The sequence below is a fragment of the Mesorhizobium sp. B2-3-13 genome (assembly GCF_006442195.1).
GTDB lineage: Bacteria > Pseudomonadota > Alphaproteobacteria > Rhizobiales > Rhizobiaceae > Mesorhizobium > Mesorhizobium salmacidum.
In genome coordinates this window covers 1-20,818 of sequence record NZ_VFVQ01000018.1, presented here as the reverse complement: position 1 = coordinate 20,818, position 20,818 = coordinate 1, and the positions used below count along the sequence as shown (strand labels likewise).

At 63.5% G+C, this 20,818-nt stretch carries 26 protein-coding genes; 11 read left to right on the top strand and 15 right to left on the bottom strand.

Annotated elements, in window-relative coordinates; genetic code table 11:
* Positions 1 to 79: 79 nt before the first annotated feature.
* The 3 genes from FJ941_RS20745 to FJ941_RS20735 form a co-directional block, all read right to left on the bottom strand.
* Complete coding sequence (locus tag FJ941_RS20745; RefSeq protein ID WP_140508491.1) at positions 80 to 1,513, bottom strand: aldehyde dehydrogenase family protein; 1,434 nt, start codon at positions 1,511 to 1,513, stop codon at positions 80 to 82.
* Between the two features lie 166 nt (positions 1,514 to 1,679).
* Entirely contained in the window at positions 1,680 to 2,063 is a 384-nt protein-coding gene (locus tag FJ941_RS20740; protein WP_140508489.1) for an ACT domain-containing protein, read from the bottom strand.
* Between the two features lie 2 nt (positions 2,064 to 2,065).
* On the bottom strand, positions 2,066 to 2,551 hold the full coding sequence (locus tag FJ941_RS20735; RefSeq protein ID WP_140508487.1) for a GNAT family N-acetyltransferase: 486 nt from the start codon (positions 2,549 to 2,551) through the stop codon (positions 2,066 to 2,068).
* A gap of 345 nt (positions 2,552 to 2,896) precedes the next feature.
* Between FJ941_RS20735 and FJ941_RS20730 the strand changes: the two genes are divergently transcribed.
* From FJ941_RS20730 to FJ941_RS20715, 4 genes are all read left to right on the top strand, one after another.
* Positions 2,897 to 3,274 carry an ester cyclase gene (locus tag FJ941_RS20730; RefSeq protein ID WP_181166728.1) on the top strand — a complete coding sequence of 126 codons (378 nt, stop codon included), beginning with the start codon at positions 2,897 to 2,899 and terminating at the stop codon, positions 3,272 to 3,274.
* Positions 3,275 to 3,425: 151 nt separating this feature from the next.
* A complete protein-coding gene (locus FJ941_RS20725; protein WP_140508483.1) occupies positions 3,426 to 4,487 on the top strand; it encodes a YeiH family protein in 1,062 nt (353 codons plus the stop codon).
* Positions 4,488 to 4,611: 124 nt separating this feature from the next.
* On the top strand, positions 4,612 to 5,661 hold the full coding sequence (locus FJ941_RS20720; RefSeq protein WP_140508480.1) for an AraC family transcriptional regulator: 1,050 nt from the start codon (positions 4,612 to 4,614) through the stop codon (positions 5,659 to 5,661).
* A gap of 175 nt (positions 5,662 to 5,836) precedes the next feature.
* Positions 5,837 to 6,886, top strand: a complete 1,050-nt coding sequence (locus tag FJ941_RS20715; RefSeq protein ID WP_140508478.1) for an alpha/beta fold hydrolase — start codon at positions 5,837 to 5,839, stop codon at positions 6,884 to 6,886.
* Positions 6,887 to 6,902: 16 nt separating this feature from the next.
* On the opposite strand, the gene FJ941_RS20710 is transcribed toward FJ941_RS20715, so the two are convergent.
* From FJ941_RS20710 to FJ941_RS20700, 3 genes are all read right to left on the bottom strand, one after another.
* Complete coding sequence (locus FJ941_RS20710) at positions 6,903 to 7,400, bottom strand: GAF domain-containing protein (protein ID WP_140508476.1); 498 nt, start codon at positions 7,398 to 7,400, stop codon at positions 6,903 to 6,905.
* 226 nt (positions 7,401 to 7,626) lie between these two features.
* Positions 7,627 to 9,240 (bottom strand): chaperonin GroEL, encoded by a 1,614-nt coding sequence (groL, locus tag FJ941_RS20705; protein ID WP_140508474.1) that lies wholly within the window; start codon positions 9,238 to 9,240, stop codon positions 7,627 to 7,629.
* Between the two features lie 58 nt (positions 9,241 to 9,298).
* A complete protein-coding gene (locus tag FJ941_RS20700) occupies positions 9,299 to 9,613 on the bottom strand; it encodes a co-chaperone GroES (RefSeq protein WP_140508472.1) in 315 nt (104 codons plus the stop codon).
* Between the two features lie 246 nt (positions 9,614 to 9,859).
* On the opposite strand from FJ941_RS20700, the gene FJ941_RS20695 reads away from it, so the two are divergent.
* Positions 9,860 to 10,114, top strand: a complete 255-nt coding sequence (locus FJ941_RS20695) for a hypothetical protein (RefSeq protein WP_140508471.1) — start codon at positions 9,860 to 9,862, stop codon at positions 10,112 to 10,114.
* Positions 10,111 to 10,377: a DUF1488 domain-containing protein gene (locus tag FJ941_RS20690; RefSeq protein WP_140508469.1), complete on the top strand. Its 267-nt coding sequence runs from the start codon at positions 10,111 to 10,113 to the stop codon at positions 10,375 to 10,377. The genes FJ941_RS20695 and FJ941_RS20690 overlap by 4 nt, the downstream gene beginning before the upstream one ends.
* Here the strand turns inward: FJ941_RS20690 and FJ941_RS20685 are convergent, their stop codons facing one another.
* The 3 genes from FJ941_RS20685 to FJ941_RS29495 all read right to left on the bottom strand — a co-directional run bounded on the left by FJ941_RS20685 (position 10,378) and on the right by FJ941_RS29495 (position 11,375).
* Complete coding sequence (locus tag FJ941_RS20685; protein ID WP_140508467.1) at positions 10,378 to 10,596, bottom strand: DUF6500 family protein; 219 nt, start codon at positions 10,594 to 10,596, stop codon at positions 10,378 to 10,380. It lies immediately after the preceding gene.
* Positions 10,597 to 10,669: 73 nt separating this feature from the next.
* Positions 10,670 to 10,861, bottom strand: coding sequence for a hypothetical protein (locus FJ941_RS20680; RefSeq protein WP_140508465.1), 192 nt, complete (start codon positions 10,859 to 10,861; stop codon positions 10,670 to 10,672).
* A 4-nt stretch (positions 10,862 to 10,865) separates the two neighbouring features.
* Positions 10,866 to 11,375: a hypothetical protein gene (locus tag FJ941_RS29495; protein WP_246673908.1), complete on the bottom strand. Its 510-nt coding sequence runs from the start codon at positions 11,373 to 11,375 to the stop codon at positions 10,866 to 10,868.
* 62 nt (positions 11,376 to 11,437) lie between these two features.
* Here FJ941_RS29495 and FJ941_RS20670 point away from each other — a divergent pair, with 62 nt between their 5' ends.
* The 5 genes from FJ941_RS20670 (at position 11,438) to FJ941_RS20650 (ending at position 17,969) form a co-directional block, all read left to right on the top strand.
* The gene (locus FJ941_RS20670) at positions 11,438 to 12,493 is read left to right on the top strand and encodes a LacI family DNA-binding transcriptional regulator (RefSeq protein WP_140508463.1); all 1,056 of its coding nucleotides are present in this window, start codon (positions 11,438 to 11,440) and stop codon (positions 12,491 to 12,493) included.
* Between the two features lie 62 nt (positions 12,494 to 12,555).
* A complete protein-coding gene (locus FJ941_RS20665) occupies positions 12,556 to 13,803 on the top strand; it encodes a sugar ABC transporter substrate-binding protein (RefSeq protein WP_140508461.1) in 1,248 nt (415 codons plus the stop codon).
* 378 nt (positions 13,804 to 14,181) lie between these two features.
* Complete coding sequence (locus FJ941_RS20660) at positions 14,182 to 15,108, top strand: sugar ABC transporter permease (protein WP_140508459.1); 927 nt, start codon at positions 14,182 to 14,184, stop codon at positions 15,106 to 15,108.
* Positions 15,108 to 15,965, top strand: coding sequence for a carbohydrate ABC transporter permease (locus FJ941_RS20655; protein ID WP_140508458.1), 858 nt, complete (start codon positions 15,108 to 15,110; stop codon positions 15,963 to 15,965). The genes FJ941_RS20660 and FJ941_RS20655 overlap by 1 nt, the downstream gene beginning before the upstream one ends.
* A 21-nt stretch (positions 15,966 to 15,986) precedes the next feature.
* Entirely contained in the window at positions 15,987 to 17,969 is a 1,983-nt protein-coding gene (locus FJ941_RS20650; RefSeq protein ID WP_140508456.1) for a glycoside hydrolase family 127 protein, read from the top strand.
* A 176-nt stretch (positions 17,970 to 18,145) separates the two neighbouring features.
* On the opposite strand, the gene FJ941_RS20645 is transcribed toward FJ941_RS20650, so the two are convergent.
* From FJ941_RS20645 to FJ941_RS20620, 6 genes are all read right to left on the bottom strand, one after another.
* Positions 18,146 to 18,544, bottom strand: coding sequence for a DUF1801 domain-containing protein (locus tag FJ941_RS20645; RefSeq protein WP_140508454.1), 399 nt, complete (start codon positions 18,542 to 18,544; stop codon positions 18,146 to 18,148).
* Between the two features lie 34 nt (positions 18,545 to 18,578).
* Entirely contained in the window at positions 18,579 to 19,022 is a 444-nt protein-coding gene (locus FJ941_RS20640) for a DUF1801 domain-containing protein (RefSeq protein ID WP_140508452.1), read from the bottom strand.
* 12 nt (positions 19,023 to 19,034) lie between these two features.
* Entirely contained in the window at positions 19,035 to 19,256 is a 222-nt protein-coding gene (locus FJ941_RS20635; protein ID WP_181169895.1) for a hypothetical protein, read from the bottom strand.
* Positions 19,257 to 19,293: 37 nt separating this feature from the next.
* Positions 19,294 to 19,686, bottom strand: a complete 393-nt coding sequence (locus FJ941_RS20630; RefSeq protein WP_140508448.1) for a VOC family protein — start codon at positions 19,684 to 19,686, stop codon at positions 19,294 to 19,296.
* Between the two features lie 78 nt (positions 19,687 to 19,764).
* Positions 19,765 to 20,196 carry an SRPBCC domain-containing protein gene (locus FJ941_RS20625; RefSeq protein WP_140508446.1) on the bottom strand — a complete coding sequence of 144 codons (432 nt, stop codon included), beginning with the start codon at positions 20,194 to 20,196 and terminating at the stop codon, positions 19,765 to 19,767.
* Positions 20,193 to 20,516, bottom strand: coding sequence for a metalloregulator ArsR/SmtB family transcription factor (locus FJ941_RS20620; protein WP_027146469.1), 324 nt, complete (start codon positions 20,514 to 20,516; stop codon positions 20,193 to 20,195). Before FJ941_RS20620 ends, FJ941_RS20625 begins: the two co-directional genes overlap by 4 nt.
* Positions 20,517 to 20,818: the final 302 nt, after the last annotated feature.

Below are 20,818 nucleotides of genomic sequence, written 5' to 3'. Positions count from 1 at the left end.
GGTTAGTCATGCTTAGTCAATTGCAGTTACCCCGGCCCAGATATCTGGAGGCCGGGGTGTCCTGTTGGTCGGAATGTACCTACTCCGCCGCCTCATACCCCGCAATGCCCTTGATTTCGAGGAAATCCTCCAGCCCGTATTCGGCGTATTCGCGGCCGTTGCCGGACTGCTTGTAGCCCCCGAAGGGCAGGCCGGCGTCCCATTGGGGATAGTTGATGTAGACGTTGCCCGAGCGCATGCGTGCGGCCACGTCACGGGCCTTCTGCAGGTCCTTGGCCTGGATGTAGGAGGCAAGGCCATAGACGGTGTCGTTGGCCTGTTCGACTGCCTGTTCGACCGTGTCGTAGGGCAGGATCGCCAGCACCGGCCCAAAAACCTCTTCGCGCGCGATGCGCATGTCGTGGGTGACGTCGGCGAAAACGGTCGGCCTGACATAGTAGCCGCGGTTGAGTTCGGCAGGGCGTCCGGGGCCGCCGGCGACCAGTGTCGCACCCTCGTCGATGCCGCTCTGGATCAAGTCCTGGATCTTGTCGAACTGGACCTGGCTGACGACAGGGCCGAGCTTGGTGTTGGCGCCATCGGCCGGGCCGACGGTGAACTTTTCAGCCGCCACCCTGGCATATCCGGCGGCCTCGTCGTGGCGGTCGCGCGGCACGAACATGCGCGTCGGCGCGTTGCAGGACTGGCCGCTGTTGCTGAAGCAGCCGGCGACGCCCTTGCTGACGGCGGTGGCGAGATCGACATCCGGGAACAGGATGTTGGCCGACTTGCCGCCAAGCTCCTGATGCACGCGCTTGACCGTGTCGGCCGCGGCCTTGGCCACCAATATGCCAGCCCGCGTCGAACCGGTGAACGACATCATGTCGATGTCGGGGTGGTTGGACAGCGCCTGGCCGACGCCGGGGCCATCGCCATTGACGAGGTTGAACACGCCCTTCGGCACGCCGGCCTCGTCGATGATCTCGGCGAAGATGATCGCGTTGAGCGGCGCGATTTCAGACGGCTTCAGCACCATGGTGCAGCCGGCCGCGAGCGCCGGACCGACCTTGCAGGTGATCTGGTTCAGCGGCCAGTTCCACGGCGTGATCAGGCCGACGACGCCGATCGGCTCCTTGACCACGAGGTGGTTGCCCTTGACGTGGCGGAATTGGAAATTCTTCAGCGTCTCGGTCATCTTGGTCAGATGCGCCAGGCCGATGCCGACCTGGCTGTCGAGCGCCATCTGGCGCGGCGCGCCCATCTCGCGCGACACGGCCAGCGCCAGGTCCTTGCTGCGCTTCTTGTAGACCTCGATGACGCGGCTGAGGATGTCGAGGCGCTCCTCGACCGAGGTGAAGCCATAAGTGTCGAAGGCGCGCTTGGCAGCGGCCACCGCCTTGTCGACATCGGCCTTGGAGCCGAGCGAGATCTGCGCGAAGACATCCTCATTCGACGGATCGACGACGTCGAGCGTGTTAGGCACGACGGGATCGACCCATGCGCCATCGATATAGAACTGCAGATTGTGTGACATGGGTTTCTCCTGGAGTGTGCCGCATGGCCGGGCGGGCTGTCATATCGGGCGCGAAATAACGATGCGCAAACGGCGCTGTCAAACGCAACCCCCGAAGCGGTTGAGCCAGCGCGCCACTGGTTGAGCCAGCGCGCCAATCGTTGATCAACGGCCGGCGATGAGCGGACTATAGCAGCGTATGCCCGGCTTCGCGCAGAAAGCCTCTCGCCGCGGGCTCGTCCGCCGCTTTCACCAGCAGGTGGTCGCCATCGAATGACGATACCAGGAATATGCCCAAACCGTTTTCCGACAGCGGCTTTATGACCGACAGCACAATGCCGGTTTCGTCGAACGCAAAGGGGCCCTGCAATTTGAAGGCGACCCAGTCGCGATCATGCTTGACGGCATCCGGCACGCGATCCTGGAGGCAGGTGATCGAGAGCTCGTCATCGGTTCTGGTGATGCTGACGAAGCCCGGTCCGTCCGCCCAGGCGGGAATGCCGTCACCGGCTTGAAGCCGCGAAATCGCATAGAGGCCAGTGAGTTGCTTAAGCTTGATCCTGGCAGTCATCCTCACGCTCCGATTGGCGGGCATCCAATTGGCCGCTTGCTCATATAGACCGTCGTTCCGTTCATAAACGGCTCCTCCCGATCGATCGTATAGCCAAGCTTGCGATAGAGCGACACATTGGCTTCGAAGGCACCGTTGGTCAACAGGCGGAGCTCCGGGCGTCCCGCCTCGCGTGCCTTGGTTTCCGCACGCTCCAGCAGCAGCCGGCCGATGCCCCTGCCCTGCGCCTCCGGCGCGACGCAGACATTCTCGATCCACAGGTGATCGTCGGCCAGCATGGTCTCGACCATGCCGACAATGCGGTCCTCCGCGACGGCGAGCTCGAACTGGTGTTCGGCAATCGCCTTGTCGTAATCGGCACGCATCGGCAGCGGCTCGCGGCCGATCACCGGCACCCATCTGGCATAGGCGGCGCGCACGATGTCGCGGATCGTGGCGGCGTCGGCAGGCTCGGCTGGACGAAACCGGATGGAAGAATTGGCAATCATCACAAGGCTCCAGGCATGAAAAAGCCCGCCGGCGTTTTTCGCGGGCGGGCTATGGGAAACGAAGCGGATCTATAAAGCCGGTCTTCCTCGTCGCGCAATCAGCGTGCCCTTCCGCACGGTGCGGGGGCGGCGTCGCTTGGTGTCGGCGGGAGCGAGAACGAACATGGCGGCAAGCTGGAGCAGCAACCGTGATGCGTCAAGGCACCGTCTGGCCCGGTCGTTGGGCCAGCCGCCGCCAGGCGTCGCCGGCCTTCCCGGGTCGATGCCTTCGCGGGTAAAGCGCTGGATTGTATCCGTGGCCGTTCTATCTTCCCGATCGGGCGTTCTAGCAATGGAGCCATCGCCGTGAGCGAAACCGATCTCTATCGAGGCTATATAGACTGTCTCAACAACCAGGATTGGCAAAGGCTGCATCGCTTCGTCCATGACGAGGTGCATTACAATGGCGACCGGGTTGGACTGTCAGGCTACCGCGACATGCTGGAGCGGGATTTTCGCGAAATCCCGGACCTCTTTTTCGACGTCCAGCTGTTGATCTCCGACCCGCCATTCATAGCCAGCCGCCTCCAGTTCAACTGCACGCCCAAGGGAACTTTCCTCGGCCTGCCCATCAACGGCAGGAAAGTCTCCTTCAGCGAGAACGTCTTCTATGAATTCCTGAACGACAGGATCAGGAACGTCTGGTCGGTAATCGACAAGGTGGCGATCGAAGCGCAACTGTAGTCTTGGCCTCTTCGCTGCTCGATCCGGGTGCGGCAGCCTTTCGACACAAGCAAAATCGTTCGGAAAACTCGATCATTCTAACGAAAATAATTCGTTGGAATGATTGGTCCTGAAATGGCATTTCTCCGTTGTACTCGCTTGGAGAATTGCATTGCCTTCCCTGACCCGCGTCGCGAACGATATTCCGAAAAGCACGATTTCCGTCGATCTGGCGCAGGGCCGCAAGCGCCTCGATTCCCTTTGGAACGGCATCATCCCCGGCATCGTGCTGGTGGCAATGATCACCGCCGTCGCCTTCTCGGCCCGCAATGTCTCCGGCTTCGCCTTCTTCAGCCCGATGATCCTGGCCGTGGTCGCCGGCATGGTCTATTCCAACGTGCTCGGTACCCCGGCGCATGCCAAGGCCGGCATCGCCTTCTCGCAAAAGCGCCTCTTGCGCTTCGCCATCGTGCTGCTCGGCTTCCAGCTGACGCTCGGCCAGGTCGCCTCGATCGGCGCCAGCGGCGTCGGCATCGTGACGCTGACCCTTGGCGCCACCTTCGTCTTCACCATCACGCTCGGCCGGCTGATCGGCGTCGACGCCAGGCTGGCGCAGCTGATCGCCGCCGGCACCTCGATCTGCGGCGCCTCGGCGATCGTCGCCACCAACATCATCACCGACGCGCGCGACGAGGACGTCACCTACGCCGTCGCCTCGATCACCTTGTTCGGCACCGTCGCCATGCTCGGCTTTCCCCTGCTGGCGCCGCTGCTCGGTCTCGACCAGCATGCTTTCGGCCTGTGGGCGGGCGCCTCGATCCATGAGGTGGCGCAGGTCATCGGCGCCGGCTTCCAGAACGGCACCCAGTCCGGCGAGATCGCCACGGTGGCCAAGCTGACGCGCGTCGCCATGCTGGCGCCGATGGTCATCGCGCTCGGCCTGATGGCGCGCCGCGGGAGCAGCGACCAGTCGGCGGCGCGACCGCCCATGCCATGGTTCGTCGCCGCCTTCGTCGCCGTCGTGGCGCTGAACAGCCTTGTCGCGATAGCAGCCGAAGTGAAGCAGGCAATAGTGCTCGCCACCACCATCATGCTGACCATGGGGCTGGCCGCCATGGGCCTGCAGGCCGACATTTCGCAGTTGCGCTCGCGCGGCCTGCGCCCGCTGGCGCTCGCCTTCTGCGCCTTCCTGTTCATCGGCTGCTTCAGCCTGATGCTGGTGAAATTGGTCTGAGACGGGCTCAGCCCTATCGCTGGAGTAGTTCCAGAAAAAGTGCGGACCGGTTTTCGAACGGCTCTAATTGGGAATCGAGACCACTTCGGCTAGGGTCCGTCTGTCAGCACAGAGCCCCCGACCCATGCCGTTCGTCCCCCTGCCCTTTGTCGTCGCGCTGTTGCTGTTCATCCTGCTCTGGGTCGTCGCCAGGCGCGAGGATGACGCCGCGCCCAACCTGCCGCTTCTTAGCCTGATCCTGCTTGCCGCGTTGCAATCCGTATTGACCGGCCTGCGCTGGGGCTATGACCTCCGCGCGGTCGGCTACATCGCTCCCGCCTCCGCCGCCATCATGCCCTCGCTGCTCTACGCCGGTGTCTCGAGGCTGGTCCGCACCGGACACCGCCGGTGGCCGGCCTTGCTGATGCTCCACGCGGCGCCGGCGGCAATCGTCATGCTGCTGGTCATCGTGCGGCGCGACGCGGTTGACGTGGCGCTCGTCGCAATCGACTTCATCTACGCCGCGGCCATCCTCTGGCTGTTGCGGTCCGGCGCGGATGGGCTTCGGCTGGCGCCTTTCGACGGCGCGGTGCCTGCCTATAGGGCCATCATCGCGGCGGCATCGGCACTGTGCCTGTCGGCCCTGGTCGACATGCTGGTATCCTTCGAGCTGGCATCCGGCCATGACGACCGTGCCGCGACGATCATCGGCATCGCCAATCTGTTTATCCTCGTCATTGTCGGCGTAGCGGCGGCGGCGGCCAGCCAAAGCCATATTCCCGGCACCCTCGCCGATCCGATAGGCCAATTATCGCCGCCCGATGACGGCGAAGACGCCGACACGATCGCCAGGGTGAACGAGCTGATGCAGGAGAAGAAGCTCTATCGCGACGCCAACCTCAACCTTAACCGGCTTGCCAGGCGGGCCGGAATTCCGGCGCGGCAGATCTCGGCGGCCATCAATCGGGCGATGGCCAGGAACGTCTCGCAATATGTCAACGAACACCGCGTCGCCGAGGCCTGTCGGCTGCTCGGCGAAACCGGGCAGTCCGTCACCGAAATCATGTTCGCCGCCGGCTTCCAGACCAAATCGAACTTCAACCGTGAGTTCCGCCGCGTGACCGGCACGACCCCGCTCGCCTGGCGCGAGAAGAACACGCGGGCGCCATCCTTTGCGAGCCCCGTGAGCAGCTGAGCACACCGTTCCGCGGCGGCCGTACCAGATCGCGATTGTGGACGTCCTCGATCGCAATCGAGGTCGCGGGCGCCCCCAGACCCGGCGATACCGCGTCATCGAGACTGCGACCGAAGCTGCTGCCCGGAGACTTCGGGAGTTGCGGCGATGGCGCTGTCGGAAAACGGAGACTTCAATGAGATTTCGAACCATGCTTTGCGCCATCATCATTTCCACGCTTGCGCTGCAACACCAGGCCAATGCCGGCGATGCCGTCGGTGTTCGCCATGTTGCCGCCCGATCGCTGGAGCGCGGCAGCGATCTCGACGTCACCGTCTGGTATCCGGCAGAACCGGGCGGCGTGGCTGTCATGCTCGGCGACAGCGAGTTCTTCACCGGAACGTCGGCCGAGCGTGATGCGCCGGTCTCTCCCGGCAAATTCCCTCTCATCCTGCTCTCGCATGGCGCCGGCCTGGCCGGCACCCCGCAAGCCCTGAGCTGGATAGCGGCGCCTCTGGCGAGGCAAGGCTTCATCGTCGCCGCGCCCACCCATCCGGGAAACGGCGGGAAAAACAGGTCCGCCGCCGAGACGATGAAACTGTGGTTGCGACCCACCGATCTCACGGCAACCCTGGACGCGATGGAAAACGAGGCCTCCTTCCGGGACCACATCGAGCAAGGCAAAGTGGGCGCCCTGGGCCTGTCTATGGGCGGAGGCACGGCGCTCGCCATTGCCGGCGCACGCGTCGACCCGAAGCTGCTGGCGGCCTATTGCGACACCGACCTGCTCAACGCATCGCTTTGCGGCTGGGTGAGGCAAAGCGGCGTCGACCTCCACGCCATGGATATGCGGCTCGCCGGCCGCGACAACAGTGACCGGCGCGTCCGCTTCGTCATGGCGGTCGACCCCGCGCCATCGGATGTCTTTGACGCCGGGAGCATTTCCGGCATCAAAATCCCGGTCGATATCGTCAATCTTGGCCAGCCGGGAAAAATCCCCGCGACCACCGATGCGTCGGGCATCGCCAACGCGATTCCCAATGCCAGCTACGCAACGATCGGAGATGCCAGCCACTACAGCATGTTCGGCGAGTGCAAACCCGGCGCGTCGGCGCTCATCATATCTCAAGAGATCGGCGACCCCGTATGCGACGACGGCGCGGGCCGGTCACGCGCGCAAATCCACGCGCAACTGATCGACATGGCGACCACGGCCTTCAGGCGCGAGCTGAAGGCAGCGCCTTGATTGCGCTGCCGGAAGGTCAGTCCTGGAACGAGCTCGCCGCGACATAGATCGCGGCCAGCGCCTCGATGCCGGCCTGGTCGGCACTGTCGAAACGGCCGGGCGTCGGGCTGTCGAGATCGAGCACGCCGAAGACGCCCTCGTCGTCTTCCAGGAGCACCACCAGCTCGGAGCGCGAGGCGGCGTCGCAGGCGATGTGGCCGGGGAAATCATGCACGTCCTTGATCAGCATCGAGGTGCCGAGCTCGACCGCCGTTCCGCATACGCCCTTGCCCACCGCGATGCGCACGCAGGCCGGCTTGCCCTGGAAGGGGCCGAGCACCAGTTCTTCGTCCGATGCCAGGAAGTAGAAGCCGGCCCAATTGAGGTCGGGCACCATCTGGAAGATCAGCGCCGAGGTGTTGGCGGCGTTGGCGATCGAGTCACCCTCGCCGTCGAGCAGGGCCTTCAATTGCTTGGCGAGGTCACGATAGAACGCGGCCTTGTCTGAGGTATCGATGGCCTGGGCCGCAAACATGACTTGTCTCCGAACTGAGGATCGCGGTTCCGTTCGATCGGTTGCCAAATCGGGCAAAGCCCAAATCGGCCAAAGCTTTGCACCAACGGCCCACGGAAATAGTCTAGCGTGAATCCCAACCCCGGCGAAAGCCTCAAGATGAGGATAGCCGCCGCCGTCCTAGCTCAACAGGTCGGGCCTGAAAAGGTGGCCTCCATGAACCACCTTTCGCAGTCCGGGCTGGATCTTAGTAGCCGCCGCCCGCCGGTGCCGCATCCTTCGGCGGGACGTCGCTGATCATCGCTTCGGCGGTGATCAGCAAGGCCGCGATCGAGCCGGCGTCCTGCAATGCCGTGCGCACCACCTTCGCCGGGTCGACGATTCCGGCCTTGATCATGTCGACATAAACCTCGTTCTGGGCGTCGAAGCCCTGATCGTGATCCTTGCTGTCGGCGAGCTTGCCGACAACGATCGAGCCCTCGACGCCGGAATTCTCGGCGATCTGGCGGATCGGCGCCTCAAGCGCGCGAAGCACGATGGAGATGCCGGCGGTGACATCGGCATTGGCGCCATTCAGGCCTGATAGCGCCGACCGGGCGCGAAGCAGGGCGACGCCGCCGCCTGGCACGATGCCTTCTTCCACGGCCGCGCGCGTGGCGTTCAGCGCGTCGTCGATACGGTCTTTCTTTTCCTTCACTTCCGATTCGGTGGCGCCGCCGACGCGGATGACGGCAACGCCCCCTGACAGCTTTGCCAGCCGCTCCTGCAGCTTTTCCTTGTCGTAGTCCGAGGTCGTCTCCTCGATCTGGCCCTTGATCTGGGCGACGCGCGCCTGGATGGTCGCCTTGGTGCCGGCGCCGTCGATGATCGTGGTGGTGTCCTTGTCGATCAGCACGCGCTTGGCGCGGCCGAGCATCTCTATGGTGACGTTTTCAAGCTTGATGCCGAGATCCTCGGAAATCATCTGGCCCGATGTGAGCACCGCGATGTCTTCCAGCATCGCCTTGCGACGGTCGCCGAAGCCCGGCGCCTTGACGGCCGCGACCTTGAGGCCGCCGCGCAGCTTGTTCACGACCAGGGTGGCGAGGGCCTCGCCTTCGACGTCCTCGGAAATGATCAGCAGCGGCCTGCCGCCCTGCACCACCGCTTCGAGGATGGGCAGCATCGCCTGCAGATTGCCGAGTTTTTTCTCGTGAATGAGGATGTAGGGGTCCTCAAGCTCGGCGCGCATCTTGTCGGCATTGGTGACGAAGTAGGGGCTGAGATGGCCGCGGTCGAACTGCATGCCTTCGACGACGTCGAGTTCGGTGTCGGCGGTCTTGGCTTCCTCGACGGTGATGACGCCGTCATTGCCGACCTTGTTCATCGCCTTGGCGATCATTTCGCCGACGCTGACGTCGCCATTGGCGGCAATGGTGCCGACCTGCGCGATCTCGGCCGACGACTTGACCTTTTTGGCCTTCGCCTTGATTTCCCCGACGACGGCGGCGACGGCCTGGTCGATGCCGCGTTTCAAATCCATCGGGTTCATGCCGGCGGCGACCAGCTTGGCGCCTTCGCGCAGGATCGAAGCGGCCAGCAGCGTGGCTGTCGTGGTGCCGTCACCGGCGAGGTCGTTGGTCTTCGAGGCCACTTCGCGCACCATCTGCGCGCCCATGTTCTCGAACTTGTCGGCAAGCTCGATTTCCTTGGCGACGGTGACGCCGTCCTTGGTGATGCGCGGGGCGCCGTAAGCCTTGTCGATGATGACGTTGCGGCCCTTGGGGCCCAGCGTCACCTTCACCGCATCGGTGAGAATTTCGACGCCGCGCAGCATGCGGTCACGCGCATCGGTGGAGAATTTGATTTCCTTGGCGGACATGATTTTTTCCGTTCGAGTTTGAGGGGCCAGTCGCCGCGCCGAACGCGCGGCGCTCCAGTCAGGCGGCCTTCTTGGCTTCGGCAGCCTTTTCGATGACGCCCATAATGTCGGCTTCCTTCATGATCAGCAGGTCTTCGCCGTCGATCTTGACCTCGGTCCCCGACCATTTGCCGAACAGGATCAAGTCGCCGGTCTTGACGTCGAGCGGAACGAGCGCGCCCTTTTCGTCGCGCGCCCCCGGACCGACGGCAATGACTTCGCCTTCCTGCGGCTTTTCCTTGGCATTGTCGGGAATGATGATGCCGCCCCTGGATTTTATATCGCCTTCGGCGCGCCGGATGACGACGCGGTCGTGGAGTGGACGGAACTTCATGAGAACTTCTTTCTGGGGCCGGCATAGGCGGCCGCGCCCTCTCTATAGGCGATTTGGCACTCGATAGATAGGAGTGCCAAAATTTATCGTGGGACGGAATTAGATATTGGAAGTATTATTTTCGCACGCGGTTTCCTGATATCCGAAATCAGCCAAATATTTCAAAAAGTTGAATTTTGCCGGTCGAGCGCCTATTTATCCGACAAGTTCGTTTTCACGATTTCATGCGCAAAGGAGATTTCTTCGATGGCCGACGGCAATCAGACGATCATGGAAAAAGCTGAAGCCCGCTTTGTCGACAAGCAGAAGAAGAACGCGGAGCGCAACAAGGCAACCGCCGAATACATGTCCGAGGCGAAAGCCAGGGCGCTCAAGACGGCAAGGCTGAGGGAGTTGCGGCTGGCCAAGGAAGAAGCCGACCGCGTGGCGGAAGCGCTGAATCCGACGCCTAAGACGAAACGGGTGGCCAAGAAGGCCGCCGCAACGGGGGTCAAGACATGAGCCTGACCTTTCCCAATCGCAGCCGCAGCTATGATGTGGCCGGCCAACGCATTCGTTTCGTCGGCCATGACGGCATGCTCCAGATTTCCTTCTCGGTGGCCGCCGACGCCATGACCAGGATACAGCCGGACACCGCCGCCGACGAGGCCGGCTATCTTGCCGCCTTCGACAGGTCGAGTTCCACTATCCACGACGTCGCCGCCAAGGCCTACGGCCGCACCCACAAGAGCCTGTATGCGCTGACGGCCGCCGATTTCAGCTGATCAGCCGAGGTCCGCGACCATCGTGCGTATCTTCGCAGCCTTTTCAAAATGGTCGAGGCGGTTGGTTCTGATCCACCATTCGGCGACTTCCATCAGCAACTCGGGGTCGTCGTTCCTGTTGGCGAAGAACGCATAGAACGACACGCCGACGCTGGGCCCTTTTTCGGAAATCCTGCGGTCACAGACCTCCAGTATCTTCTGCTTCAGGCTGGCTCTCACGAGAATCCTCTGATTTGCGGTGCGGCGGGATCTTGCCCGCGCCAAGTACCGCCCTGGGCAAACGTTGGACAGGTCAGGATTTACGTTCGGCTCTCTTCCTCCGCTTGACGTCGCGGATATTCATCTGATCGACCAGCGCGTTGGCATCCTGCGGGCTCATGCCGACCATCACCCTTTGCCTGACCACCGCGGGCTGGCCGGTAAAGACATCGATGATGGCCCAGCTTTGGGGCAAGTCCATGCGCAGTGCATAACGGTCGGCCATGCGGCTAGCCTCGCGCGAAGAGAAATGCGGCGCCGAGGATAGCGACCGTCCAGACGACGACCGACAGTTGCAACGCCGTGGCACCGTACGAGGCCAGGGCCTGCCGCAATCGCGCCGCATGACCTGCCGGCCGGACCGGCATAGGAATGACGGCGACCGGTGCCTTGGCGCCAAGTTTTCCAAAGACGGGCAAGAGCGGCGGTTTACGCACGAAACTGACCTCGAATGTCGCGAGATGGGCTCCCGGCAAAGGGATGCCCAGCCCTCCATAGCACCCTTTTCGCGAACTCCTTGCATACCAAATCGGCGCCACCTGCCGATCGGTCCGGGAGATGTCGAATCCTTTCAGCTGGCGCACGCGGCCAACAGTGACCCCCGCTCCGATTGGCGGCACCCGTCGCGAAATCCGGTCTCGCGAGCGACTGCAACTTTTCCCCTTGATCAGTCCTTCGATCTGGCCTAGCCTTGAGTTGAGAAAAGGTTTTTCCAGATGTCCCCGATCGGGCTCGGTCATTGGCCGGGCCTTGTTCCGGCCGGTAAGGGAAAACCTTTTCCCAACTAAGGATTCTTGCCGCGATGGCATCGAACGACCCGCCAGTTCCAGTCTTTCCCAAGCCCGTCACCTTGCGTGACGTGGCCGCGCAGGCCGGCGTCAGCGTCGCCACCGCCTCGAAAGCGCTCAACGACCAGGGGCGCATGACGGCCGAGACCCGCGAGCGCATCCGTGAGACGGCGCGCAGCCTGGGCTTCCGGCCCAACAGCCTGGCGCAGAGCCTGCTCAGACGCCGCTCCTTCACCGTCGGCCTGCTCACCAACGATACCTATGGCCGTTTCTCGCTGCCGCTGATGTCGGGCATATCGGACGCGCTGGTCGATGCCGGCGTTTCGGTGTTCCTGTGCAATGTCGAGGAGGATCCGCGCCTCGGCCAGCTCCATGTCGAGGCCATGCTCGACAAGCGCGTCGACGGCATCATCGCCACCGGCAAACGCATCGACCGCCATTTGCCGGTCGACCTCTCCAATCTGCGCGTCCCGGTGATCTACGCCTTCACCCAGCCCGATCCCGACGCCGTCGCCTTCGTCTCCGACGACGGCGACGGCGCGCGGCTGGCGATCGAGCATTTCTGCCGGCTCGGCCGCAAGCGCATCGCCCATGTCAGCGGGCCGGCGAGCTTTGCCGTGGTGCACGAACGGGCGCAGGCTTACCGCGCCGTGCTGACGGAAAACGGCCTGCCGGTGATCGAGCCGCTGCTCGGCTCCTGGTCGGAAGCCTGGGGGCATGAGGCGGTGGCAAAACTGTTCGACGGCAACGGCGAAAAACCGGACGCCGTCTTCTGTGGCAACGATCAGATCGCGCGCGGCGTCATCGATGCGTTGCGCGAACGAGGCCTCGGCGTGCCTAATGATGTCGGCGTCATCGGCTTCGACAATTGGGAGATCGTGGCGGAGGCGACCCGCCCGCCGCTGACCTCGGTCGACATGAACCTGGCAGCACTCGGCCGCGAGGCCGGGCTGACCCTGCTTTCCCTGGTCGGCGGCAAACCCGCCACGCCAGGTATCAGAAAACTGCCGTGCCGGCTGGTGGTGCGGCAGTCCTGCGGCCGCCTGCCGGATGGTGAGAAAGACGGCTGAAGAACGAAGCGCCGCAATCGGCGGCAAGCCGCGCATCGCGGCCAATTGAGGAGGAGGAGAACATGAGGACTTTGATTGCCAAACTGGGCCTTACGGCCGCCGTTCTGGGCTGCGGCCTGCAATTTGCCGCCGCCGATACCGCCAACATCTGGGTACGCGCCGACGGCTCGAACTTCATGCCAAGGATCGTCGACGCCTTCAACAAGGCGAACAAGGACCAGGTCAAGCTCGACATCATCCCCAATGCCGAGATCATCCCGAAATATGGCGCGGCGGCCGCCGGCGGTACGGCGCCCGACGCGCTGTCGCTCGACCTGATCTACACGCCCTCCTTCGCCGCCGCCGGCCAGCTGGAGGACATCACCGACTGGGCGAAGTCCCTGCCCTATTTTTCCAGCCTGTCGCCGGCGCACGTGAAGACCGGCACTTACAAGGACCATATTTACGGCTTGCCCTTCTCGGCCGACGCCTCGGTGCTGATCTGGAACAAGAAGCTGTTCAAGCAGGCAGGCCTCGACCCCGAGAAAGGTCCCGCCAACTGGGCCGAGATCGAAGCCGACGCCGAGAAGGTCAATGCGCTTGGCGGCAACATCAAGGGCTTCTACTTCTCCGGCAATTGCGGCGGCTGCAACATCTTCACCTTCACGCCGCTGATCTGGGCCTCGGGCGGCGACATCCTGTCGGAGGACGGCTCGAAGGCGACGCTGGACAGCCCGCAGCTGCGCGGCGCCATCGATCTCTACCGCTCCATGGTCAAGAAGGACCTGGTGCCGGCGGGCGCGCAGACCGACACCGGCGCCAATTTCTTTGCCGCCTTCGCCGCCGGCAATATCGGCATCTCGCCGTCCGGCGCCTTCGCCATCGGCGCGCTCAACACGCAATATCCCAATGTCGACTACGGCGTCACCTTCCTGCCGGGTAAGGATGGCAACTGGTCGTCCTTTGCCGGCGGCGACAATTTCGTCGTCACCAAGGGCACCAAGAAACTAGCCGTGGTGAAAGAGTTCCTGGACTTCGCCTATTCGCTCGAAGGCCAGACGATCCTCGCCAAATACGGCAGCCTGCCGGTGCGCGGCGACATCGCCGAGGACGCGCTGAAGGATCTCGATCCGCGCTACCAGATCGCCGCCGAGGCGATGGCCAAGGGCAAGACGCCCTATTCGGTGGTCTTCAACGACCTGATCAACTCCGCCAACGGCCCGTGGACGCAGATGATCAACGAGGTCTTCTTCGGCGACGACGTCGACGGCGCGATCGCCAACGCCCAGGAGACCATGCAGTCGATCATCGACCAGGCGCCGCAGAAGTAAGCGGACGCCTGCCGGCCGCCCGCCTGTCTCCCTGGGCGGGCGGCCGGAAATTGTTCCATTAAAGTAGCAGGCTATCGCGTTGAAAGAATTCATGTCCATCACGAGTTCGGGGCGTATCAAGCTTCGCTCCCCCTTCTCCCCTTGTTGTGGGGTGAGAAGCGGTCCGCGCAGCGGGCGAAAAGCCAACTGCTTGGCTTTTCGAGCTTTCAACGCCTTGAGCCTGCGAAGGGCCGGGGGGTGGCCGATCCACCCTGCCGGGTTCCCGCTGCTTCGCAGCGTCCCGGCGTTCGCTGGCCTTTCATCGTGGCACTGGCACGATGAATTCGCCTTCGGCGAACCGGCCGCTCACCTCACAAGGGGAGAAGGAAAGGGCAACCCATGACCGCCATCACCACAACCACCGCCCCGCCTCGCGCCCGAAAACTCGTCGGTGCCGGGCGCCGGCAATGGATCGGCCTGCTTTATGTCGCGCCGGCGGTGGCGCTGGTCATGCTGTTCTTCGTCATCCCGCTCGGCATGACGGCCTGGATGTCGCTGCACAACTGGCCGCTGATGGGCGAGCACTCCTTCATCGGCCTCGGCAATTACTGGGCGATCCTGCGCGACACCAGGTTCTGGAACGCGCTGAGATTCACCGGCTATTACACGCTGGTCGTCACCATCGCGATCTTCGCCGTCGCCTTTCCGCTGGCGATCTTCATCGAGCGGCCGCGCCCGTTCACCAACCTCTACCGCACCATGTTCTTCATGCCGGCGGTGGTCGGCTTTGCCTCGGCGAGCCTGCTCTGGTCATGGCTCCTCAACGTCGATTCCGGCCTGTTCAGCCCGGCCGCCTACGACCTCGGCCTGATCGACAGAAAATTCAACCTGCTCGCCACCTTCCAGCCGGCCTTCTGGTCGATCATCGCCATGGTGGTGTGGAAGGTCGCCGGCTTCACCATGATCATCCTGATGACCGGCCTGCAATCGATCCCGCAGGACCTGCAGGAGGCAGCCGTTATCGACGGCGCCGGACCGTTCGCACGGTTCCGAGCGATCACCCTGCCGCTGATGCGCCGCACGCTGGCGCTAGCTCTGATCCTGTCGGTGGCCGGTTCGATCCTTGCCTTCGACCAGTTCTACATCATCCTGCGCGGCGGCCCGCGCAACCAGACGCTGACGGCGGTGTACTGGATCTTCAACCAGTCCTTCGTCTCGTTCAAGCTCGGCTATGGCGCCGCACTTTCCATGGTGCTGCTGGTCATCCTTGTGGCGCTCAGCCTCGTCCAGCTCTGGTTGCTGCGCAAGCCCGAGGGGCTCGACTGATGGCGCAGGCGATGTCAGGCAGAGGCAAGCTCGCCGCGCGCTTGGCCAGGCACTCCACCGGCATCGTCGCCTCGGTGCTGTTCGTGGCGCCGATCGTGTGGACGGTGCTGTCGGCCTTCAAGCCGGCGCAGGAGGCCCGCCTGCCGCCGCTGCCGCCCTGGCCGACGTCCGGCTTCTCGCTCGAGAACTATCAAACACTGAACAGTTTCGGCGATGGCCTGTGGGCCTCGGCGCAGAACAGCATCTATGTCTCGGTGATGACGGTCATATTGTCGGTCATCGTCAGCGTGCTCGCCGGCTACGGTTTTTCGCGGTTTCGGTTTCCCCTGAAGGATCTGTTCTTCGTCCTCATCCTGTCGACGATCATGATCCCGTTCCAGTCGATCCTGACGCCGATCTTCCTGGTGCTGACCAAGCTTGGCCTGCACAACACGCTGACCGGGCTGGTCGGCGTCTATGTGACGCTGCAGCTGCCGTTCTCGATCTTCATGATGCGCAACGCCTTCGACGCGGTGCCGCGCGAGATCGAGGAGGCCGCGCGCATGGATGGCGCCGGCAACGCCACCATGCTCATAAAGGTGATGCTGCCGCTGGTCTGGCCGGGGGTCGTGACCATCGCGCTGTTTGCCTTCCTCGGCGCCTGGAACGAGTTCCTCGCCGCCCTGGTGCTGATGACCGACCAATCCAAATTCACGCTGCCCGTGATGATGACCGCGCTTCAATCGGGCCGCTTCGGCGCCATCGACTGGGGCGCCGTGCAGGCGGGCGTCACCGTGATGATGGTGCCGTGCCTGATCCTGTTCCTCGCTTTGCAGCGCTTCTACATCCGCGGCCTGATGGCCGGGGCCGTCAAATAATCGATCGAATGGAGTGAGTTCATGACCGCATCGCAAACCGCCAAAATGGCTAAGACGGGCAAGCCGAAGCTCGCCTTCCGCCCGCTGCCGGTGCCGCAGGTCGATGTGCGCGGCTTCTGGGGCGACCGCGCCGAGGCGGTCGCCACGCGCACCGCCGACATCCTCTACGACCGCTGCGTGGAGGCGCGCATGCTGGAGCAGATCGACCCCGACCGCCCCTCGCCCGGAATTGTCATCCCCTTCCACTCGCCGTCTCCCGACGAGGCCGCCTCCCCCGGCTTCACCGGTTCGACGGTGACCACGCAGATGTTCTGGGATTCCGATCTCGGCAAGACGATCGAGACCGCGGCCTATTCGCTCTACCGGCGCAAGAACCCCGAACTGGAGAGGAAGATCGACGCCGTCATCGACATGTACGGCAGGCTGCAGCAGGAGGACGGCTATCTCTCCAGCTGGTATCAGCGCATCCAGCCCGGCAAGCGCTGGACCAATCTGCGCGATTGCCACGAGCTCTATTGTGCCGGCCACCTGATCGAGGGTGCGGTCGCCTACTACCAGGCGACGGGCAAGCGCAAGCTGCTCGACATCATGTGCCGCTACGCCGACCACATCGCTTCGGTGCTCGGGCCCGAGCCCGGCAAGAAGAAGGGCTACTGCGGCCATGAAGAGATCGAGCTGGCACTGGTCAAGCTGGCGCGGGTGACGGGCGAACAAAAGTACATGGAGCTGGCCAAATACTTCATCGACCAGCGCGGCCAGCAGCCGCATTATTTCGACGAGGAGGCGCGCGCCCGAGGCGCCGACCCGAAGGCCTATCACTTCAAGACCTACGAATACAGCCAGTCGCACATCCCGGTGCGCGAGCAGGACAAGGTCGTCGGCCATGCGGTGCGGGCCATGTATCTCTATTCGGGCATGGCCGACATCGCCACCGAATATGGCGACGACACGCTGCGGGTGGCGCTCGACCGCCTGTGGGACGACCTCACCACCAAGAACCTCTACATCACCGGCGGGCTCGGTCCGTCGGCGCACAATGAGGGGTTCACCAGCGACTACGACCTGCCCAACGAAACCGCTTATGCCGAGACCTGCGCCTCGGTCGGGCTGGTGTTCTGGGCGAGCCGCATGCTCGGCATGGGGCCGAACGCCCGCTACGCCGACATGATGGAACGCGCGCTCTACAATGGTTCCATCTCCGGCCTGTCGCTCGACGGCTCGCTGTTCTTCTACGAGAACCCGCTGGAAAGCCGGGGCAAGCACAACAGATGGAAATGGCACCGCTGCCCCTGCTGCCCACCCAATGTCGGGCGCATGGTGGCCTCCATCGGCAGCTATTTCTACAGCCTGGCCGACGACGCCCTTGCGGTTCACCTCTACGGCGACTCCACCGCCCGCTTCGACATATCGGGCGTGCCGGTCACGCTGGCGCAAGCGAGCCGCTATCCCTGGGATGGCGCGGTCGAGATCACGGTCGAGCCGCAGGCGCCGGTGGCGTTCACGCTGCATTTGCGGGTGCCGGGCTGGAGTCCCAGTGCCAAGCTGGAAATCAACGGTGAAGCGGTCGACCTCGAGGAACTGACCAGCGACGGCTACGCCGCCATCCGGCGCAACTGGACAAAGGGCGACCGTGTCCGGCTCGATCTCGAAATGCCGATCGAGCGGCTCTACGCCAATCCCGAGGTCCGGCAGGATGCCGGCCGCGTCGCGCTGTCGCGCGGGCCGCTGATCTACTGCGTCGAGGCGACCGACAATGACACCAGCCTGCATCGCCTGACCCTGCCGCGTACGGCCGGCATAGAGGCGCATGAGGAGCCGGACCTGCTCGGCGGTGTGGTGACGCTTTCAGCCACGGCGCAAGCCGATGCCGGCGACGGCTGGCGGGACGGGCTCTATCGCTCCGAACCGCCGGCTAAGGTCGAGACGCGCCTGACCGCCATCCCCTATTTCGCCTGGGACAACCGCGAGCCCGGCGAGATGCTGGTCTGGCTGCGGGACGGCTGACCGCAGACGCCTTGGCCGCTCGAACAGGAACATGCCGAAGCCGATGCGCCGGACGATGAAAGAGAACGACCGGGCGCCGGCGTTGCGGCCAGCCCATCTCGCCCCGTTTACGGGGAGAGATGTCCGGCAGGACAGTGAGGGGCAGCGCCGACGGCGGCCTTTGTCGACAGACGCAGTTACCTTCGCGCCTTCGATTTGTTCAACGCCACGGCGGCGTGCACGAGCGCCTTAAAGGCCTCCTCGTCGACCTCTTCGCCTTTCTGGAAATCGATGGCGCGGCGCGTATTGCCTTCGAGGCTGGAGTTGAACAGGCGTGCGGGATCGGGCAGCGCAGCCCCTTTGGCGAAGGTCAGCTTGACGACGGCCTTGTAGGTCTCGCCCGTGCAGATCATGCCGGCATCCTCCCACACCGGCACGCCGCGCCATTTCCACGTCTCGACCACGTCGGGATCGGCTTGATGGATCAGCGCGCGGAGCCGCCCCAGCATCTCGCCGCGCCAGTCGCCGAGTTCCCTGATCCTGCCGTCGATCAGCTCGGAGGGGGATTTGCTGTCCTGCAGTCCGGTGGTCGTCATGCCGTTTCTCCTTCAAACGCTGGAAATAGCGCGCTCACATACGCTCGCCAGGCAATTGGCTGGCCTGCTTCACCCAGGCGCTGAACTGCGCCTCGTCGAAGGCCTCGTCCTCGTGGATGTGGAAATAGCGCGTATCGCTGCTCTTGGATTCGCCCGGCGGCACCGGGTCCAGCGACTGGCCGCGAAAGAAAGCCACCTTGATATACTTGGTGAAACAATGGATGTTGAGGAACCAGCCCTCGCCTTCGACGCCGTAGAAGGGCGAGTTCCATTTGACCGCCTTGTGGACACCGGGCACGGCACGCTCGATGAGCGCGTCGAGGCGTTGGCCGACCTCGCGCTTCCAGCCCGGCATGGCCGCGATATAGGCCTGTACCGGCGCGTCGCCGTAGCCTTTGGCGATCTGCGGGTTGCCGCCGGAAAGCAGCTTCGGCTCAGCCTTGGCGGGCCTGGTCGATTTCTGCTCGATCTTGGCCATGCCGCTCTGTTCCTATCCGTTGGCCCGCTGCACGCTGCGTCCCCTGGAAATATAGGGCAGCATGAACATATAGAGGCCGCTGAACAGCAAAAGAAAGAGCGGCAGGAGTGGCGCATAGACCACCCAGGCGGGCGGCTGCCCGAACGCCATGGTGATAAAGTTGGCGGCGACGGTTGCCGTAAAGATGATCGACAGCCAGCGATGCGTTTGCCTGATCCATTTGCTCCAGTCCAATGCTACCTCCTCTTGCATGCGTTGAAAACCGGCGCCCTTACCAGCGCGCCAGCTCCGTGATCTGGATGAGATTGCCGCAGCCATCATTCACCTGGGCGATGGTCGAGCCGGTCACCGCGGTCGGCGCCATGGCGAAGGCACCGCCATTCGCCTTGATGCGTTCATGATCGCCCTTGATGTCGTCGGTGAACAGCATCAGTGCCGGCTGTCCCTGCTTGAAGATCGCCTGCTGGTAGGTCTTGGCCGCCGGGTTGTCGTTCAGCGCCAGCTGCAATTCGGTCCCGTCGGGCTCTTCGGCCGAGACGACCGTCAGCCAGCGGAACGGCCCGTTGCTGAAATCCGCTTTTTTGGTGAAGCCCAGCACATCGGTATAGAAGGCAAGCGCCTTTTCCTGATCGTCGACATAGATGCTGGTCAGTTTGAGTTTCATCGCTTTTTCTCCATGGGTTTTGCTGGCGGAGAACCGCCCTTCAACGGTGCTGTGTGACTTTCGGCCTGGCCGGAGACCTCAGTCCGTCCGCGCCAGAAGCTCTTCCAGCTTCTCCAGGAATTGCGGCCACCCCACCTTGGCGCCGCCATAGGCCCGTCTCTGGTCGGGCCGGAAACCGGCCTGCTCCATGCGCAGATGGGTTCCCGTTGACGTCGGGGTGAGCGTGAAAGTCACCACGCTCCTGAGATCGAAGGCCGGATCCTGGTGCGCCAGGTTCCAGGTGTAGGACAGCGTCTTGTGCGGCTCGACGGCAAGCACCTCGCAGTCCAGCACGCCGCCCCAGTCGGCGCTGATGTTGAAGCGATGGCCCACGACCGGATTGAAATCGTTCTTCATCAGCCACTCCTCGATCAGATGCGGGTGCGTCAGCGCGCGCCAGAGTTTCTCCGGCGGATGGGAGATTTCCCGCTCGACGACGACAGTGCGGGTCTCCTGGGCACTATCGTTCACTGGTCCATCCTCTTGAGCAAATCCTCGAGGTCGTCGAACCGGCTTTCCCAGAACCCCGCCATATGGCGTGTCCAGTCCATCAGCGGCGCCAGCGCGGCGAGCTGCGCGCTGTAATGCGTCTGGCGGCCTTCATGGCGGTCGCGCACCAGCCCGGCCTGCTTCAGCAAGCCGAGATGCTTCGACACCGCCGGCTGCGAGACGCCGGACTGGATTGTCAGAGCGCCCACGGTCTGCTCCCCCTGGCGGCATAATCGTTCGAAGATGGCGCGCCGCGTCGGGTCGGCAAGTGTCCTGAACAGCGCATCGTGAGCATCGGTCATGTGCAATCAATAACCCGTTGGCTATTGGTTTACGTATAACCGACGGGATATATATGTCAAGCCGGAACATGGAGCGACAGGAATATCGGTGAGATGGACGGCAACATAGTTCCTTCGGCGCTGGACGCGATCGCCTTCACCCCTGGACGCGATCACCTTCACCCGTTGACAGCGGCTTCGTCCCAACCGGACGAACAGACTGTTCATCTTGGCCGAATCAGCTATTATAGGTAAGGGCCTGCCGCAACGTAGTTTGCTCAATCCATGGCCCCTTCCGCTCAGGCGACCGCCGATACCCCGCC